This is a genomic window from Candidatus Pantoea symbiotica, assembly GCF_056491525.1.
Genome location: NZ_JBSZHR010000002.1, coordinates 3,507,533 through 3,525,685, shown reverse-complemented (window position 1 = coordinate 3,525,685; position 18,153 = coordinate 3,507,533). Strand labels below are relative to the sequence as shown.

Annotated in this window: 16 protein-coding genes; 10 read left to right on the top strand and 6 right to left on the bottom strand. The window is 54.8% G+C overall.

What is annotated here, in order from left to right; translation table 11 throughout:
- Nucleotides 1-38: 38 nt before the first annotated feature.
- Nucleotides 39-1,970 (bottom strand): methyl-accepting chemotaxis protein, encoded by a 1,932-nt coding sequence (locus tag ACXIZX_RS16955; protein WP_179452046.1) that lies wholly within the window; start codon nucleotides 1,968-1,970, stop codon nucleotides 39-41.
- 158 nt (nucleotides 1,971-2,128) lie between these two features.
- Between ACXIZX_RS16955 and yjfP the strand changes: the two genes are divergently transcribed.
- On the top strand, nucleotides 2,129-2,878 hold the full coding sequence (gene yjfP / locus ACXIZX_RS16950) for an esterase (protein ID WP_008103597.1): 750 nt from the start codon (nucleotides 2,129-2,131) through the stop codon (nucleotides 2,876-2,878).
- A gap of 47 nt (nucleotides 2,879-2,925) precedes the next feature.
- Here the strand turns inward: yjfP and ACXIZX_RS16945 are convergent, their stop codons facing one another.
- Complete coding sequence (locus ACXIZX_RS16945; protein WP_061720184.1) at nucleotides 2,926-3,132, bottom strand: hypothetical protein; 207 nt, start codon at nucleotides 3,130-3,132, stop codon at nucleotides 2,926-2,928.
- A gap of 387 nt (nucleotides 3,133-3,519) precedes the next feature.
- On the opposite strand from ACXIZX_RS16945, the gene rpsF reads away from it, so the two are divergent.
- Genes rpsF through rplI form a run of 4 tightly spaced genes read left to right on the top strand, consistent with a single transcriptional unit; the run spans nucleotide 3,520 to nucleotide 4,960 of the window.
- Nucleotides 3,520-3,915: a 30S ribosomal protein S6 gene (gene rpsF / locus ACXIZX_RS16940; RefSeq protein ID WP_007892026.1), complete on the top strand. Its 396-nt coding sequence runs from the start codon at nucleotides 3,520-3,522 to the stop codon at nucleotides 3,913-3,915.
- Nucleotides 3,916-3,921: 6 nt separating this feature from the next.
- A complete protein-coding gene (gene priB, locus ACXIZX_RS16935; protein WP_007892027.1) occupies nucleotides 3,922-4,239 on the top strand; it encodes a primosomal replication protein N in 318 nt (105 codons plus the stop codon).
- Nucleotides 4,240-4,243: 4 nt separating this feature from the next.
- A complete protein-coding gene (rpsR, locus tag ACXIZX_RS16930; RefSeq protein ID WP_002210155.1) occupies nucleotides 4,244-4,471 on the top strand; it encodes a 30S ribosomal protein S18 in 228 nt (75 codons plus the stop codon).
- Nucleotides 4,472-4,510: 39 nt separating this feature from the next.
- Nucleotides 4,511-4,960: a 50S ribosomal protein L9 gene (rplI, locus tag ACXIZX_RS16925; protein ID WP_008103594.1), complete on the top strand. Its 450-nt coding sequence runs from the start codon at nucleotides 4,511-4,513 to the stop codon at nucleotides 4,958-4,960.
- Nucleotides 4,961-5,016: 56 nt separating this feature from the next.
- Here the strand turns inward: rplI and ACXIZX_RS16920 are convergent, their stop codons facing one another.
- Entirely contained in the window at nucleotides 5,017-5,670 is a 654-nt protein-coding gene (locus ACXIZX_RS16920) for a LysM-like peptidoglycan-binding domain-containing protein (protein WP_179452047.1), read from the bottom strand.
- A 216-nt stretch (nucleotides 5,671-5,886) separates the two neighbouring features.
- Here ACXIZX_RS16920 and fklB point away from each other — a divergent pair, with 216 nt between their 5' ends.
- Nucleotides 5,887-6,507 carry a BamJ family beta-barrel-assembly machinery protein gene (fklB, locus tag ACXIZX_RS16915; RefSeq protein ID WP_008103590.1) on the top strand — a complete coding sequence of 207 codons (621 nt, stop codon included), beginning with the start codon at nucleotides 5,887-5,889 and terminating at the stop codon, nucleotides 6,505-6,507.
- Nucleotides 6,508-6,541: 34 nt separating this feature from the next.
- On the opposite strand, the gene ACXIZX_RS16910 is transcribed toward fklB, so the two are convergent.
- Nucleotides 6,542-8,488 carry a bifunctional 2',3'-cyclic-nucleotide 2'-phosphodiesterase/3'-nucleotidase gene (locus ACXIZX_RS16910; protein ID WP_179452048.1) on the bottom strand — a complete coding sequence of 649 codons (1,947 nt, stop codon included), beginning with the start codon at nucleotides 8,486-8,488 and terminating at the stop codon, nucleotides 6,542-6,544.
- 293 nt (nucleotides 8,489-8,781) lie between these two features.
- On the opposite strand from ACXIZX_RS16910, the gene cysQ reads away from it, so the two are divergent.
- Nucleotides 8,782-9,528, top strand: coding sequence for a 3'(2'),5'-bisphosphate nucleotidase CysQ (gene cysQ / locus ACXIZX_RS16905; protein ID WP_179452049.1), 747 nt, complete (start codon nucleotides 8,782-8,784; stop codon nucleotides 9,526-9,528).
- Between the two features lie 165 nt (nucleotides 9,529-9,693).
- Here the strand turns inward: cysQ and ACXIZX_RS16900 are convergent, their stop codons facing one another.
- Nucleotides 9,694-10,257, bottom strand: coding sequence for a YtfJ family protein (locus tag ACXIZX_RS16900; RefSeq protein ID WP_008103585.1), 564 nt, complete (start codon nucleotides 10,255-10,257; stop codon nucleotides 9,694-9,696).
- A gap of 314 nt (nucleotides 10,258-10,571) precedes the next feature.
- Between ACXIZX_RS16900 and ACXIZX_RS16895 the strand changes: the two genes are divergently transcribed.
- Nucleotides 10,572-10,778 carry a DUF1107 domain-containing protein gene (locus ACXIZX_RS16895; RefSeq protein WP_007892150.1) on the top strand — a complete coding sequence of 69 codons (207 nt, stop codon included), beginning with the start codon at nucleotides 10,572-10,574 and terminating at the stop codon, nucleotides 10,776-10,778.
- A gap of 76 nt (nucleotides 10,779-10,854) precedes the next feature.
- Here the strand turns inward: ACXIZX_RS16895 and paeA are convergent, their stop codons facing one another.
- The gene (gene paeA, locus ACXIZX_RS16890) at nucleotides 10,855-12,192 is read right to left on the bottom strand and encodes a polyamine export protein PaeA (RefSeq protein WP_061720179.1); all 1,338 of its coding nucleotides are present in this window, start codon (nucleotides 12,190-12,192) and stop codon (nucleotides 10,855-10,857) included.
- Between the two features lie 452 nt (nucleotides 12,193-12,644).
- Here paeA and tamA point away from each other — a divergent pair, with 452 nt between their 5' ends.
- Nucleotides 12,645-14,384: an autotransporter assembly complex protein TamA gene (gene tamA / locus ACXIZX_RS16885; RefSeq protein ID WP_179452050.1), complete on the top strand. Its 1,740-nt coding sequence runs from the start codon at nucleotides 12,645-12,647 to the stop codon at nucleotides 14,382-14,384.
- Nucleotides 14,381-18,151: an autotransporter assembly complex protein TamB gene (tamB, locus tag ACXIZX_RS16880; RefSeq protein ID WP_179452051.1), complete on the top strand. Its 3,771-nt coding sequence runs from the start codon at nucleotides 14,381-14,383 to the stop codon at nucleotides 18,149-18,151. Before tamA ends, tamB begins: the two co-directional genes overlap by 4 nt.
- The last annotated feature ends 2 nt before the right edge of the window (nucleotides 18,152-18,153 follow it).

Here is an 18,153-nt window from a genome sequence, read left to right as displayed (position 1 = left end):
GGAAGATGGCTCAAGTGTAAGCCATCTTCCCGTGGCTTTTAGTCCTTCAGATGAAAAATGCTCACCAGCTGCGTCAGATGATGACCTTTCTTACTCAGATGATTGGCAGTGGTTTCTGACTGGTTAATCATATCGCTGCTTTGATGCGTGGCCTGGCTGATGTGATTCATCGCCAGATTCACCTGACCAATGCCCGCCGCCTGTTCCTGCGCGGCAATATTGATTTCGCCCATCAGCGTCTTAACCTGGTCGATGTGATTGACGATATGGCTCATCGCATCACGCGTCTGCTCGGATAGCGTATGGCCAGCCGCCACTTTATCGATTGAGCTGGCAATCAAGCCATCAATCTCTTTGGCTGCCGTGGCACTGCGCTGTGCCAGCGCACGCACTTCCGCCGCCACCACCGCAAAGCCTTTACCGTGTTCACCGGCGCGCGCCGCTTCAACCGCCGCATTGAGCGCCAGAATGTTGGTCTGGAACGCAATTGACTCAATCACGTGAGTGATATCGGCGATGCTCTGCGACGCCACACGAATCTCCGACATGGTTTCCACCGATCGTGCCACGGTGCTGCCGCCGTGATTCACGGTGTTAGCCGCTTCACCGACCAGCGCCATCGCCTGACGCACATTGGCCGCGGTTTGTGCCACAGTAGCGCCAAACTGCTCCATGCTGGCCGAGGTCTCCTCCACGCTGCTGGCCTGACGTCCAATCTGCTCGCTGATGCTGGAGCTGCTGGCGGCGATGGTATCGGTGCCGCTGCTGATTTCACGCGCCGCCGAACGCACCTGACTGACCACTTTCTCCAGCCCATCGCCAATGCCGTTAATCGCGTTGACCAACTGACCAATCTCATCACGACGTGAAGAGTCGAGATGTGCCTGCAGATTACCGGCGGCGTACTGTTCTGCCAGATGGATCACCTGCTGCAGAGGGCGCGTGATGGCGCGGCGGCTGTACCACATAAAGCCCATGGCAAAAGCGATCACCAGCGCCAGCCCAATCGTCATAAACAGGTTACGGCTGTGTGTGATCGGCGCCAGCAGGCTGGCACGGCTCACTTCACCGGCGATAATCCAGTTCCAGCCGGGAAGCTGCTGCCACGCCAGCAGTTTGGTTTCGCCATCCAGTTCAACCGCCACTAATCCCTTCGGCTGGCTAAGCAGTTGCTGCTGCGTGGCGTTATCCCAGCGCGGCAGTTTGCCTTCAGCGTGACGATCAAACAGATATTGGCCCTGGCTGCTGCCCGGCGCACCGTTCAAAACCGAGAAGGTGCCGCTGTCGCCAAGATGGCGCGCCAGCACTTTGTCGCGCATCAGCGCATACTGCGCATCGATCTGCACCCCGACGAACAGGATGGCGATCACCGTGCCACTGCTATCCTGCACCGGCTGATACTGCGTGATGTAACGATGGCCGAACAGCGTCGCCAGGCCGCGATACACCGTGCCCTGATTGATGCTGCGCCAGGCCGCGCTGCTGCGATCCAGTTTGGTGCCCACCGCGCGGCTGCCATCCTCTTTTTTCAGCGAGGTAGCGATACGAATGTAATCCTCGCCGTCACGCACGAAGATGGTGGAAACCGCACCGGTGCGATCGAGAAAATCATCCACCGCGATTTGATCGAGGTTGAGGGTTTTCAATCCCGCGCGCAGCGTTGGCGTGCTGAATTCGCCCACCTGAACACGTTCGCTGTCGTCGCGACTAAAACGTTTTGGCAGGAAGCTTTGGAACAGTTTGGTGTAATTCGCCACCTCTTCCGACAGCGTGGCGTTGAACATGGTGGCCATTTCATTAATGCCTTGCACCTGATTCTGCATATCATCGGTTGCCAGCTGCTCCAGCTGACGTGCCGCGTTATGGCTCAGGGTTAAGGTCAGAGTAAATAGCACAATTGCCACGCTCAAAGACGTCAATACAGACAGCTTGATTCCGAGACCCATGGCGCTGAGAGAAAGACGCTTCATAAAGTACCTTTTGAGATTATTGAAGGGGTACAAGATCAACGGCAAAGCGGGCTAAATGTTTAGGGCAGAAATTATTCAAACTTAATGTGAAGTGGCTCGCATTTTGTCCGGCAGCGCTTACACTGAGTCCAGTGATAATCATTCTCAATGGAGGCGGTATGATTGAGTTGGCAACGGAGAATCTGGCAGGCATCGAATGTATTCACGCAGCACCGGCCGGGCAGCGCCAGGCGCGCTTACCCACGGTGCTGTTCTATCACGGTTTTACCTCATCGAAAGAGGTTTACAGCTACTTTGCCGTGGCGCTGGCGCAGGCCGGTTTCCGCGTGATCATGCCCGATGCGGACATGCACGGCGCGCGCTACAACGGCGATACCGATGCACGTATGACCCACTTCTGGGAGATCCTCAAACAGAACATCGATGAAGTGCCGTTGCTGGAAAAGGTGCTGCGCGATAACGACTGGATTGCCGATGAGCGTTTTGCCGTGGCGGGAGCCTCGATGGGCGGCATGACTGCGCTGGGCGCAATGGCGCGCTATCCGCAAATCCACAGCGTGGCGTGTTTAATGGGTTCCGGCTACTTCATGCAGCTGAGTCATACGCTGTTTCCGCCGCTGGTGGCGCGTACGCCAGAACAGAAAGAGGCTTTTGCCGCGCGCTTAGCGCCGCTGGCGCCGTACGATCCCAGCGAGCAACTGGAGAAACTGGCGAATCGACCTTTACTGCTGTGGCACGGCGAAGCGGATGAAGTGGTGCCCTTTGCCGAAACGGCGCGTCTGCAGAAAGCGTTAGGCGAGGCGCAACTCGATCAACAGATGACCGCGCTTTCCGAAAAGAACATCGGCCACAAAATCACGCCTTCGGCCCTGACGGCGCTGGTCAGTTTCTTTAAACACCATTTATAAAAAATGCGGGTTGGCGTGATTGGCGCCAGCCCGTTTAAGTTGCCGAACTAAAGTTGTGATGACAACCGTTCGGCGGCGCTGGTATTGGCACTGACTGGGTTACTGCTTGCAGGCGCATCCAACCTATTAACGTAGACATAGCCTGATGCCGCGTTGCTGTTACTTCTCATCTGCTGCGCGTAGTCAGCGGAGCTGGCAAAAGCGGGTGGAGACAGGAAGAGACCCAGTAAAGTGGCGAAAATGATCATTTTCATAATCGACTCCAGACTCACAGGGATTGCACTCTCAGACGCGGCAAATAGGATTATTCGTTGCGCCTGTAAATAGTGTAGTTCTTAACCAACTTGCCGCCAGATCGTCCCATTGAACGCCTTGTTCAGAGAATTTGATCAAACGCTCGCTAACTCACTGACGCATCTCACTTAGCACAAAAAGCCGCATCAGCTGGCACGATAGTCGCCATTTGATGAATTGTGCGCTTGAGTTTCCACAAGGACGCCAGTATGATTACGCGTCAATTTTTCAGCTGCATTCAGAGGTGTGTTTCATTTTTTAAATGATTCGCAACCTATAACGTTCCTTGCTTCCGTGGGCCGCAGCTGACCCTGACAGGAGGCTGAATAATCCGTAAGGAGCTATCGATGCGTCATTACGAAATCGTATTTATGGTCCACCCTGACCAGAGCGAACAGGTTCCAGGTATGATCGAGCGTTACACTGGTGCTATCACCGGTGCACAGGGCACGATTCACCGTCTGGAAGACTGGGGCCGCCGTCAGCTGGCTTACCCAATCAACAAACTGCACAAAGCTCACTATGTTCTGCTGAACGTAGAAGCGCCGCAGGAAGTGATTGACGAGCTGGAAACTAACTTCCGCTTCAACGACGCCGTTATCCGCAGCATGGTTATGCGCGTTAAGCACGCGGTAACTGAAGCATCTCCGATGGTTAAAGCTAAAGACGAGCGTCGTGATCGCCGCGAAGACTTTGCTAACGAATCGGCTGATGACTCAGATGCTGGGGATTCTGAAGAGTAATCCGACATGACGGCAAATCGACTGCGCCTGTCTGGCACTGTGTGCAAGACGCCGGTTCGAAAAGTCAGTCCGTCAGGGATTCCTCATTGCCAGTTCGTGCTTGAGCATCGTTCTGTGCAAGAGGAAGCCGGTTTCCACCGGCAAGCCTGGTGTCAAATGCCGGTGATTATCAGCGGCAGCACCCATCAGGTGATTACTCAACATATAACGGTCGGCACGCAACTCACTCTTGAAGGCTTTATTAGCTGCCATCAGGCACGCAATGGTCAGAGTAGAATGGTGTTACATGCCGAGCAGATTGATTTGATAGATTCTGGAGACTAGCCAAATGGCACGTTATTTCCGTCGTCGCAAGTTCTGCCGTTTCACCGCGGAAGGCGTTGTAGAGATTGATTACAAAGATATCGCTACACTGAAAAACTACATTACCGAAAGCGGTAAAATTGTCCCGAGCCGTATTACCGGTACTCGTGCAAAATACCAGCGCCAGCTCGCTCGTTGCATCAAGCGCGCTCGCTACCTGTCCCTGCTTCCGTACACTGATCGTCATCAGTAATCGGTAGTTGTCCATTAACGACTTTAAGAGGATAAGGTAATGCAAGTTATTCTGCTTGATAAAGTAGCAAACCTGGGCAGCCTGGGTGATCAGGTTAACGTTAAAGCGGGCTACGCTCGTAACTTCCTGGTTCCACAGGGTAAAGCTGTTCCTGCTACCAAGAAAAACGTTGAGTTCTTCGAAACACGTCGCGCTGAACTGGAAGCCAAACTGGCTGACGTTCTGGCTGCTGCTAACGCACGTGCAGAGAAAATCAACGCACTGGGCAACGTAACCATCGCGTCTAAATCAGGCGACGCTGGTAAACTGTTCGGTTCCATCGGTACCCGTGACATCGCTGATGCAGTAACTGCAGCTGGCGTTGAAGTGGCTAAAAGCGAAGTTCGTCTTCCAGAAGGCGTACTGCGCACCACCGGTGAGCACGAAGTTGACTTCCAGATCCATAGCGAAGTATTCGCTAAACTGGTTGTGAATGTAGTTGCTGAGTAAGTTCACTCAGTAATGCGAAAACGCCGGCCTTGCGCCGGCGTTTTTGTTTCTGCGATTTACTGAGCGCGGATAAAGCTGCCATCCGGCTGACGCGTAAACAGCACCGGACCGTTGCTGCCATCCACCGTTAAACCGGTCACCACGCCTTGCGCGTTCTGACGAATCTTCACCTGCTGACCATTCTGCAACGCGCTCAGCGGCTGACCATCACCTTCGACACGCGCCATGGCAAACACATCATTCACCGGCAAATTGTTGTCGCGGAACAGCTGCGCCAGCGTCTGGCCTGATGCCACATTGTAGGTGCGCCATTCGCCCTGCGAATCGGTTTTCGGCGGCGTGTTCTGCTGTTGATTGTTATCGTAAATCTCCGCCTGCATTGGTACTTCTTTAGCGTTAGTGTCTGCCGGACGCTCAACCGGATACTGTGGCGTACTGCTTGGCCAGAGAAACGCCAGCAGCAGCACCAGCAGGGCAATAACAATGCCACGACGATGCAAAGCAGGCAGCGGATCCATCCACCGCACATCATCCAGCAGATGCCAAACGCGCTGCAGTGCGGCGGGAACGCGGGAAGTGTGATCGGAAGCCATTCGTGAATCCTCCTCGCTGGCGGCTTTGCGCGGAATGCGCGGCAGCCAACGTTGCAACCAAGGTAATAAAGTACGCGGTGCGCGCGTCCTGCGACGTCGTGGGGCGATCTGGCCCATGTATTCTCTCTTGTTCCGACGGTGGCAGGTGAAAACCTCGCCACAGCTATAGTATGAGCAATGCTGACAGGAAGTGCCTGGCAGCATTGAAAAATTTGAACGCTGTATTGTTTCCGTTTCGCCGGGAAATGTCATCTGCGGCGCGTGAGATTTTACGCCAGCCGCCCGCGCTGGTATGCTGCCGGTTCTATTTTTCTCCGGGATTAAGGAATCAAGATGACGACCCCTTCATTCGACAGCGTCGAATCACAAGCAAGTTACGGTATCGGTTTACAGGTAGGCCAGCAGCTGCAAGAGTCTGGACTGCAGGGTCTGCAGCCAGAAGCACTGCTCGCCGGCTTGCGCGACGCGCTGGAAGGGAACTCACCGGCCGTCCCGGTTGACGTGGTACATCGCGCACTGCGTGAAGTGCACGAGCGCGCTGAAGGCGTGCGTCGTGAGCGTGTAGAAGCGATGGCGGCAGAAGGTCAGACTTTCCTTGAGCAGAACGCACAGCGCGAAGGCGTAAGCAGCACCGAAACCGGTCTGCAGTTCAGCGTCATCACCCAGGGCGAGGGGCCAATCCCTTCACGTCAGGATCGTGTGCGCGTGCATTACACCGGCAAACTGATCGATGGCACCGTATTCGACAGCTCAGTGGCACGTGGCGAACCGGCTGAATTCCCGGTTAGCGGCGTAATCGCCGGTTGGATCGAAGCGCTGACGCTGATGCCAGTCGGTTCCAAGTGGGAACTGGCGATTCCACACAACCTCGCTTACGGCGAGCGCGGCGCTGGCGCCTCTATCCCGCCATTCAGCACCCTGATCTTCGAAGTTGAGCTGCTGGAAATTCTGTAAGTAGCAAGAGGGCGGCAATCGCCGCCCTTATTCGTCATTTCTTCTGCAAATCCACCTGCCACAGCGCAAAACCTATCTCATCGATGCCCACGGCTTTCATCGGGTAATCGGCATGCTGCTCGATAAATTTCGTCGCTTTTTCGCCAGGCGCGGTTTCAAAACGGATATCCAGCGGCGTGGTACTATTAATCGGTGCTAAACGCCAGTTGTGATCGGCCTGCGGTTTCACTTCGCCATGCGCTTTGGTTTCGCTGCTGATATAGGCGGCAACCACCGAGCGGTTCTCATCTGGTGAGGCGAAAGCAACATACTTATCGCCGGTACCGGCAAACTTGCCGCCGTAAGCGCGGTAGTTATTGGTGGCAACCAGGAAAGTGGCATCAGGATCGATTGGCTTGCCTTGCCAGCTGAGATCCTTAATGCGCGAAGCCCCTTTGTTGATTAGCGTACATTCCGCGTCATAGCGCGCCGGTTGTGTGACATCGATTTGATACTGCACGCCATCGATCACATCGAAGTTATAGGTGCGGAAATCCCAGTTAATCAGCGATTGCGGTTTGCTGCTGTGCGGATCGATTTGATTAAACTGCGCCGCTGAGCACTCCAGCCACTCTTTCACCTGTGCACCACTGACTTTCATCACCACCAGCGTATTGGGATAGAGATAGAGATCGGCGGCGTTACGGAAGGTGAGATTACCTTTTTCCACTTCGACATAGCTGGCGGGATCGTTTTTACGACCACCGGCTTTAAACGGCGCGGCAGCAGAGAGCACCGGCAAGCGGTCAAGATCAGGATCGCCCTGAATAAAGTGCTCAACGTAAGCGCGCTGCGCGTTGTTAACGATCTGCACCGTGGGATCGTCCTGCACCAGCGACAGGTAGCTGTACATCACGTCGGCAGATTTACCGATCGGTTTGGCAACAAACTCGCGCGTGGCGCGGTGATCCTGCTCCAGCACTTTCACCAGATCGGCATCTTCAGCCGCCAGAGATTTTTTCGCTGCGCTGTCATAAATTGGGCGTGCTTCGGCTTTGCCCTGCGCGACCTGCCATTTGCCGCCCTCATTATTCAGCACCAGATCGACCACACCAAGATGATCGCCCCACATGCCGGGCATCACCGACGGAACACCATTTAGCGTGCCTTGAGCGATATCAGCGCCTTTAATTGCCGCAAACTCTTTGCTCGGGAACACCGCGTGAGCGTGGCCGAACATGATGGCGTTGATGCCGGGAACCTGGCTGAGGTAGTAAACCGAATTTTCTGCCATGGCGTGATAGGGCTCACTACTCAAACCGGAATGCGGAATAGCGATGATTATTTCAGCACCTTTTGCGCGCATTTCCGGCACATAACGCTTCGCTGTTTCAGTGATGTCATCAACCCGCACTTTTCCCTGCAGATTGTTGCGATCCCACACCATAATCTGCGGCGGAACGAAGCCGATATAACCAATTTTCAGCGTATGCGGCTTGCCGTCACGGTCTGTTACCGTGGTTTCTTTGATTAAGTAGGGCGTAAACAGCGGTTTTCCACTTTTCTCGTCGATAATGTTGGCATTGACGTAAGGAAAACGCGCGCCGGCCAGCGCTTTTTGCAGATAAGGTAAGCCGTAGTTGAATTCGTGATTGCCGAGGTTTCCGACCGCGTAATCCAGCGTGTTCATCGCTTTATACACCGGATGTACTTCGCCCGTTTTCAGCCCTTTCGCCGCCATGTAATCGCCCAGCGGACTGCCCTGAATAATATCGCCGTTATCGACCAGCACGCTGTTTTTCGCTTCGGCGCGAGCCTGCTGAATTAAGGTGGCGGTGCGCACCAGGCCGAACTTCTCCGTCGGCGTATCTTTGTAATAATCGAAATCCATCATATTGCTGTGCAGATCGGTGGTTTCAAGAATGCGCAAATCCACCGTAGCAGCCTGTACCGTGGCGGCAGTAATACAGAGTGCCAATAACGACATGCTCGCTTTGAACATCGCTTGCTCCTTGTTCGGTCCAATGGGCCTCTCAAAATAATGTAAAACCATGACGAATTATCATTTCAATTTGTGATGGAGCTCGGACTTTCATCCAATATCTGCTGCCGGGCCGCCGTAAAAACGCATTCAGCATCCCGCCATAGCCGCCGCTGATGAACTATGGTATTGATAATCATATAGATTGCCGTAGCAGACAGCGCAGTCGCAGGCTGTTGAATGACAACTGCTAAAATAAGAACAGATTGGCGGTTGGTGTCTGACAGGCAGAATCAGCGGAAAAGAGGTTAAGAATGTTAGATAAAATTTGTCAGCTGGCGCGTGATGCGGGCGATGCCATTATGCAGGTTTACAACGGCGCAGAGCCGGTTGATGTGGCCCGCAAGTCGGATGATTCTCCGGTCACCGCAGCCGATCTCGCGGCGCATCGCGTGATTGTGCAAGGCCTGACGGCGCTTTCACCGGAGGTGCCGGTGCTGTCTGAAGAGGATCCACCGAGCTGGGACGTCCGTCAGCACTGGCAGAAATACTGGCTGGTCGATCCGCTGGATGGCACCAAAGAGTTTATCAAACGCAACGGCGAGTTCACCGTCAATATCGCGCTAATCGAAAACGGCAAACCGGTGTTGGGTGTGGTGTACGCGCCCGTGCTGGGCGTGATGTATTCGGCAGCGGAAGGTAAAGCCTGGAAAGAAGAGAACGGCAAGCAGACGCAGATTCATGCGCGTGAAGCGCGTCCACCGTTAGTGGTGGTTAGCCGTTCGCATTTTGATAGTGATACCGAGTTGCAGGAGTATTTGCATCAGCTTGGCGAGCATCAAACCACCGCAATTGGCTCATCGCTGAAGTTCTGTCTGGTGGCCGAAGGCAGCGCGCAGCTTTATCCGCGCTTCGGGCCGACTAACATCTGGGATACCGGCGCAGGCCATGCGGTGGCGATTGCCGCCGGCGCGCATGTCCACGATTGGCAGGGCAAAACCCTCGATTACGCCCCGCGCGAATCGTTCCTCAATCCCGGTTTCCGCGTATCACTATTTTAAGATTTGTAGGGTCGCCATTTATGGCGACCAGCTACGCATAAAGATTCAAACCAAGCGTCGGGGCTTTTTCTAAAACTGCATGATTATCAGCATGAGGTCGCCATAAATGGCGACCCTACGCCGGATGATTGCACTTGTAAGGTCGCCATTTATGGCGACCTCTACTCACTTCTGCAACAACTCATGAATTAACTTCATCGCCTGCTGCACTTCATCCTGCGTTAGCGGACCATCTTTGACGTAACGCACATGTGCGGTGTTATCCAGCACTACAATCGCCGATCCCCCTTTCTCCAATTGCCATGCCTGACGCGCGCTGCCGTTGCTATCGACGATAAACTGCGACCACGGATACTGCTGCTTATTGCTCTCAATGCTGCTGCGCACAAACATGCCGGTGCCAGGAATCGCATCGTCGGTATTGACGATAGTGGTTGTTTGATAACGATCGTGCGGCAGATGCGCGGCTTTGATGGCTTCAATTAACGCCGCGTTCTGCTCTTTCGCAGAAGAACGACCGGCAATATGCAGGATGACGCGAACTTTTCCGCTCAGCTGCGCGCTATTCCAGGATTTGTAGCTAAACTTATCTTCATCTTGTTGATAAACCAGCTCTCCTTTGTCGTTAACGCCAACAGCGGGCACGCGTTCACCCAGTTTGAATGCATGTGCCGAAGCCAGGCCAGGCAGCAGTAGTGCCAGTGCTATCACAGTGTGTCTCAAACGCATTTATCAAACTCCTTGGTGATCCGACCAGTTGTTCATGTTCCTGCAATATTAGGCATGGATGATGCGTCTGTCGCAATGAGTTAACAGGTTTGCAACCTATGCCACAATTCCATAATGAGTGAAGGTTTATACTGAGTTTCGTGAGGCTGATAACAGAGTATTCTGTAATGATGTGTCAATTCAGTAAATAATTCACCTTTTCGGAACATTGGTAAGAAAGGATGCTCTATAGTTATGCCTCATTTGCGCTTCATGGGTTCGTACCAAATTTGGTCACGACGGAGCGTATTAAACATTTTCAGGAGTTAAACAGCATGAAGATCTTCCAGCGCTATAATCCGCTGCAAATTGCGAAATATGTAAAAACGCTATTTAGAGGAAGGTTGTACATCAAGGATGTGGGCGCGTTCGAGTTTGATAAGGGCAAAGTGATGTTGCCGCGTGTCAAAGATAAACAGCATCTCAGCGTGATGTCAGAAATCAATCGCCAGGTGCTGCGGCTGCAAGCCGAGTACAACTAAGTAAGCATAAGAAAGGGCGCCGATGGCGCCCTCAGTTTTTTATGCGATTGTTGGTTGGTCGCCATGAATGGCGACCCTAGGATGACTCTGCTTCATCCAGCGCATTCTTGGTCACATTCAGCACCGGCGGGCGTTCATCAATACGCGTGACCAGCAACTGGTCGATGCGGTAACTATCAATATCCACCACTTCAAACTTGTAGCCGGAAAACTTCACAAAATCGGTACGCTTCGGAATCTTGCGCAGCATGTACATCATGAAGCCGCCGATGGTTTCGTAATTGCCAGACTGTGGGAAATCATCAATATCCAGCACACGCATCACGTCATCAATTGGCGTACCGCCTTCCACCAGCCATGAGTTCTCATCACGCGCGACAATCTGCTCTTCCTGACCCTGGCCCACCAAATCGCCCATCAGCGTAGTCATCACGTCATTCAGGGTAATGATGCCGACCACCAGCGCGTATTCGTTCATGATCACCGCGAAGTCTTCACCGGCGGTTTTGAAGCTTTCCAGCGCTTCGGAGAGCGTCAGCGTATCCGGCACAATCAGCGCAGAACGAATATTCACACCGCTGTTCAGCGTCAGGCTTTGATTGCCCAACACACGCAGCAGCAGCTCTTTGGAATCGACATAACCGACGATGTGGTCGATATCGCCATCGCAGACAATGAATTTGGAATGCGGATGCTGAGCGATTTTGGTTTTCAGCGTGGTTTCATCTTCGTGTAAATCGAACCACACCACGTTCTCGCGCGAGGTCATCGATGACGGCACGGTGCGTGATTCCAGCTCAAACACGTTCTCAATCAACTCATGTTCCTGCTTACGCAGCACACCCGCCAACGCACCGGCTTCGACCACCGCATAAATATCGTCGGAGGTGATGTCGTCTTTACGCACCATCGGCAGTTTGAACAGACGGAAGAAGACGTTCGCCAGGCCGTTGAACAACCACACCAGCGGACGCAGCACCACTAAGCAGAAGCGCATCGGGTTAATGATGCGCAGCGCCACCGCTTCCGGGGCAATCATGCCGACGCGTTTTGGCGTCAGGTCAGCAAACAGAATGAACAGGCTGGTTACGATGGTGAAGGAGCAGATAAAGCTGAGTTGTTCAGCCAATTCGGGTGCCACGAAGCGGCTGAATAGGCTATTAAAGGCGGGCGAGAAGGCGGCATCGCCGACGATACCGCCGAGAATCGCCACGGCATTCAGGCCAATCTGCACCACGGTGAAGAACATGCCAGGTTGTTCCTGCATCTTCAGCACGCGCTGGGCATTGATGTTGCCTTCGTCAGCCAGCAGCTTCAGCTTGATCTTACGGGCGGCTGCCAGCGAGATCTCCGAAAGGGAAAAAAATGAACTGATGACTATCAGTAAAAGAATGACAAGCAAGCTATCGAGCATAAAAGATCCGTTGGGTTAATCACTTGTCATTTTTGGCCTGGGCAGCGCGGGAGTGGGCGTACATCCGGTACTTGCCAGTCAAACAGGCTATCCGTGCCAAAAATGTCTGCGCCATATCGACAAGATAAGGTTAACGTCGGGGCAGAAAAAGGTGCAGGCGAGGCCTGCTGGTCGCTGATTATAGCAGCAGCGCTTATCATGCCGCTATAGGGGCATGATAAGCGCTCGGATTAATCCGAGTGAGCGGCTGTCAGGCGCAGAAGAATGGCGTGGCAGTTGTATCGCTCCCCCCATTTACCGACAATAGGTCACAATTTGGCTTAGTCGCTGGGTTTACGCCGATGGGCAGAAAAAAGGCGGCTATGCTGATGGGTACACGCGCGGTGATGATACCCTTCCAGAGAATAAACGCCCCTGCGGAATAGGGGCCGGCATTATTAACAGGAGTACGTGTGCCACGATTTCATATTTATTGTTTGGCCAGCCTGTTGCTTGCTGCACCTGCCGTTGAGGCAGCCAAAGTGCGCTTGCAACTGGACGGTCTTACCGGGGATTTACAGAAGAACGTCAGGGCACGCTTGTCCACTATCGGCACTGACGAGGTGTCGAACGACGGGCGTTTCCAGGCGCGCGTTGCAGAAGCGATCAAAGAAGGCCTGCGTGCGCTGGGTTATTACGAACCCGAGATCGATTTCGAATCGCGCCCGGCACCGCCACAAGGTGGTCGTCCGGTATTGATCGCGCACGTCAAGCCCGGCGAACCAGTCAAGATCGGCGGCAGCACCATCGTGATTGAAGGTGAAGCCCGCACTGACAAAGATTATCAAGCATGGGTCAAACAGGGCACGCCGAAAGTCGGTACGCAGCTCAATCACGGCGACTACGACAAATTTAAAAACGGCTTCTCCAGCCTGGCATTGCGTAATGGTTACTTCGACGGTGACTTTAAGCAAAGCCAGCTTGGCGTTTCGGTTGAACGGCGCGAAGCCTTCTGGGACATCAATTACGATAGCGGCCCGCGCTACCGCTTTGGCGATGTCGGTTTCCAGGGCTCGCAAATCGACGAAGCCTATCTGCAAAATCTGGTGCCGTTCAAAAAGGGCGATCACTACAGCTCGCGCGATCTGGCGGAACTCAACCGCCGCTTATCGGCAACTGGCTGGTTCAACTCGGTGGTGGTCGCGCCTGAATTTGATAAAGGCCGTCAAACCAAAGTGCTGCCGCTGAATGCGGTGGTATCGCCACGCGTGGAAAACACCATTGAAACCGGCGTCGGGTACTCCACCGATGTCGGGCCGCGCATTAAAGGCACGTGGAAAAAACCGTGGATTAACAGCAGCGGCCACAGCCTGGCCGCCAGCGCCTACGTCTCTGCGCCGGAGCAGCAGCTCGATCTCAGCTACAAAGTTCCGCTGCTGAAAAGTCCGCTGGAGCAGTATTACACCTTCTCCGGCGGCGTGAAGCGCACCGATCTCAACGACACCAAAGCCGATACCACCACGCTGGCGATGTCGCGTAACTGGGACAGCAGCAGCGGCTGGCAGAAAGCAATTAACCTGCGCTGGAGCCTCGATCACTTTACCCAGGCCAGCGTCACCAACACCACCATGCTGCTCTATCCGGGCGTCAGCCTGAACCGCACCCGTTCGCGCGGCGGTTTGATGCCGACGTGGGGCGATTCGCAGCGTTACTCGGTGGATGTGTCGGATACCACATGGGGTTCGGACGTTGATTTCGTCATCCTGCAGGCGCAAAACGTCTGGATTCGCACGCTCGCCGATAAGCATCGCTTTGTGGCGCGCGGCAATGTTGGCTGGATCGAAACCAACGACTTCGACAAAGTGCCGCCGGATCTGCGCTTCTTCGCCGGTGGCGACCGCAGTATTCGCGGTTACAAATACAAAGACGTATCACCACGTGATGATAACGGTAAGCTGACCGGCGCCTCGAAAATGGCCACAGGCTCGCTTGAATATCAATACAACGTGACCGGCAAATGGTGGGGCGCGGTGTTCGTCGATTCTGGTGAAGCGGTCAACGACATCAAGCAGAGCAACCTGAAAACCGGCGCCGGCTTCGGCGTGCGCTGGTCATCTCCGGTAGGGCCGATCAAGTTTGATATCGCGCGGCCGATTGGCGACGACAAGGAGCATGGATTGCAATTTTATGTAGGATTGGGGCCTGAACTATGAAGCTGTGGAAAAAGGTCCTGATTGGCATCGGTATTTTTCTGGTGCTGCTGTTGGGCAGCATCGCGTTTTTGATTGGCACCACGCCGGGTTTGCATCTGTTGCTGAAAGGCGCCGATCGTTGGGTGCCAGGTTTGTCGATCAAACAGGTTGAAGGTGGCTGGCGCGACCTGACGCTAAGCGGCGTGAAGTATGAAATGCCGGGCGTCAGTGTGGATGCTGGACGTTTCCATCTGGCGCTGAATCTCAACTGCCTGCTGCATTCGTCAGTGTGTGTTAATGACATCGCGCTGCAGGATGTCAGCGTAGTGGTCGATAGCAAAAAAATGGCACCGGCCAGCGCACCGCCGCCGGAAGAGCAGAGCGGCAGCACCAATCTCAGCACGCCGTATCCGATCACGTTAAGCAAAGTTGGGCTGCACAACATCAACGTTAAAGTTGATGACACGGCGATTTCCCTGCTCGATTTCACCACCGGCCTGCAGTGGCAGGATCGCGCGCTGACGCTGACGCCAACCCATATCCAAAGCCTGCTGATTGCGCTGCCTAAAGCGGCCAAAGTGGTAGATGAGCAAGTGGTGCAACCAAAAGTGCAGCAGCCGCAGCCGGATGAAAAGCCGCTGGGCGAAACGCTGCAGGCGATGTTTGCTAAGCCGCTGTTACCGGACATGCCGGATTTCCAGCTGCCGCTGGATATCACCGTGCAGGAGCTGCTGGGTGAACAGCTGCGCATTACCGGTGATACCGACGTATCAATCACGCGTCTGTTATTAAAAGCCAAAACCGCCGATCGCCATCTGCAGCTGGAAACCTTCGATATCGATTCGCCGCAAGGGCAGGTGAACGCCAGCGGTGAAGCGACATTGGCCGATAACTGGCCGGTGAATTTCGCGCTTAACGGCACGCTCAATCTCGACCCGATCAAGGGCGAGAAGATCAAAATGAACCTTGCGGGCGCGATGCGTGACGAGTTGAAGCTCGGGCTGAATCTTTCCGGTCCGGTGCGTGCGCAGCTGGATGCGACCACGCAACTTGCGGTTGCCGGTTTGCCGCTGGCACTGAAACTCACCAGCCCGCAGCTGCGCTGGCCGCTCACCAGCGCGGTGCAGTATCAGGCGGATAATCTCGATTATCAGTTCAAAGGCAAAGCCACCGATTACGTGATGTCGCTGCGCACCGCAGTGAAAGGCGAAGGCGTGCCGCCCGCGACTATTGCGCTGGACGGCAAGGGTACCGAGCAGCAGTTTAATCTGGATAAGCTGCGCGTAGCGGCGCTGCAGGGCAATATCGATCTGACGGCGCTGGTGGACTGGAGCAAAGCCATCAGCTGGCGCAGCGAATTGACGCTCTCCGGCATCAACACCGCCAAACAGTATCCGGATTGGCCAGCCAAGCTGGATGGCAAAATTGCCACGCGCGGCAGCCTGTACGGCGGAACATGGCAGCTCAACGTGCCGCAGCTGGAGCTGAAAGGGAACGTCAAGCAGAACGCGGTAAGCGCCAAAGGTACCTTGAGCGGCAACAGCTATAACCAGTGGAAAGTGCCTGGCCTTAACATTGCGCTGGGTCGCAACCATCTGGACGTGAAGGGCGAGTTGGGCGACACGCTTAACCTCGATGCCAACATTGATGCGCCAAATCTGGATAACGCGCTGCCGGGCCTGGGCGGCGTCGCCAAAGGCACCGTCAAAGCGCGCGGTACTTTGCAGGCGCCGCAGCTGCTGGCCGATCTCACCGCTACCGGTTTGCGCTGGCAGCAGTTGCAAATCCGTCGCGTGGCGTTGCAGGGCGATGTGAAATCCAGCGATCAAATCGCCGGTAAGCTGCAACTTCGTGTGGAACAACTGCAGCAGGATGCGCTGAAAGTGAATCTGCTGACGCTGAACGCCGACGGCAACGAAAAGCAGCATCAGCTGAAGCTCGACGTACAGGGCGAACCGGTTTCCGGTCAGCTGGCGCTGAACGGCAGCTTTGATCGCAAAACCGAGCGCTGGCAGGGCAATCTCAACAACACGCGTTTCGACACGCCGGTAGGCGAATGGCGACTGACGCGGGCGATGGCGATTGATTACCTCAACAGCAAGCAAACCGCCACCATTGGTCCGCACTGCTGGCAGAATCCGAACGCGCAGCTGTGCGTACCGGAACCGATTGAAGCCGGTGCCAGCGGACATGCGCATGTGGTGCTCAATCGCTTCGATCTGGCGATGATCAAACCGTTCCTCACCGATGCCACCAAACTAAACGGTGTTTTCAGCGGTGATGCGCGCGTCAACTGGACCGCCGACGGCGCGCTGCCAACCGGCACGGTCGCGCTGAAAGGCAGCGGCGTGAAAGTGGAGCAGGACGTGCAGGGCAACAGCTTGCCTATCGCCTTCGATACGCTGAACCTGAATGCCGCGCTGCGTAACGGTCGCGCCCAGCTTGATTGGCTGATCCATATCGTCAACAACGGCCAGCTGAGCGGCAATGTGCAGATCGCCGATCCTGAGAATCGGCGTCAGCTGTCGGGCAACATCGGCATCAGCAATATTTCGCTGGCGATGTTGAATCCGGCGCTGATGCAGGGCGAGAAGATCAAAGGCAATCTGAACAGCAATCTGCGCCTTGGCGGCACGCTGCAGCAGCCGCAGGTGTTTGGTCAGTTGGGGCTGAGCGATGTGGATGTCGACGGCAGCTTTATGCCGGTCGATCTCACCGCCGCCAATCTCAACATGGTGTTCAACGGCATGAGCTCAACGCTCAACGGCATGATTCAGACGGCGCAGGGCAATCTTAACCTGAGCGGTAACGCCGACTGGAGCCAGCTGGATAACTGGCGCGCGCGCGTGGCTGCGCAAGGCAGCCGCATCCGCGTCACCGTGCCGCCGATGGTGCGCATGGATGTTTCGCCGGATCTGGTATTTGAAGCCACGCCAGCTGCGTTCAGCCTCGACGGCAGAGTGGATATTCCGTGGGCGCGCATTACCGTGCAGGAAGTGCCGGAAAGCGCTACCGGCGTCTCCTCTGATGAGGTGATGCTGGATCAAAATCTCAAACCGATTCAGCCGAAAACCGCCGCGATTCCGATCAACAGCAATCTTGTGATCCACGTCGGTAATGATGTGCGGCTCTCGGCGTTTGGCCTGAAAGCCAAACTGAATGGCGATCTCAAACTGGTGCAGGATAAAAATGGCTTGGGATTAAACGGCCAGATCAATATCCCATCCGGCCGCTTCCATGCGTATGGTCAGGATTTGGTGGTGCGTAAAGGTGAGCTGCAGTTCGCTGGGCCGCCGGATCAGCCTTACGTCAACCTCGAGGCGATCCGTAATCCTGAGGCTACCGAAGACGATGTCACAGCCGGATTACGAGTAACCGGCCTGGCGGATGAGCCGAAAGTGGAAGTGTTCTCCGATCCGGCGATGTCGCAGCAGGAAGCACTTTCCTACCTGTTACGCGGCCAGGGACTCAACAGCGATGGCGACAGTAACGCATTAACTTCAGCGCTTGTTGGATTGGGGGTTGCGCAAAGTGGTCAGGTTGTGGGTAAAATCGGCGAGACCTTCGGTGTCAGTAATCTTGCGGTTGATACCGCTGGCGTAGGCGATAGCCAGCAGGTGCAGGTGAGTGGTTACGTGTTACCGGGTCTACAAGTAAAATACGGTGTTGGCATATTTGATTCACTGGCGACCTTAACCTTGCGTTATCGCCTGATGCCCAAACTCTATTTAGAAGCCGTGTCGGGTCTCGATCAGGCACTGGATCTGCTCTATCAGTTTGAGTTTTAGCA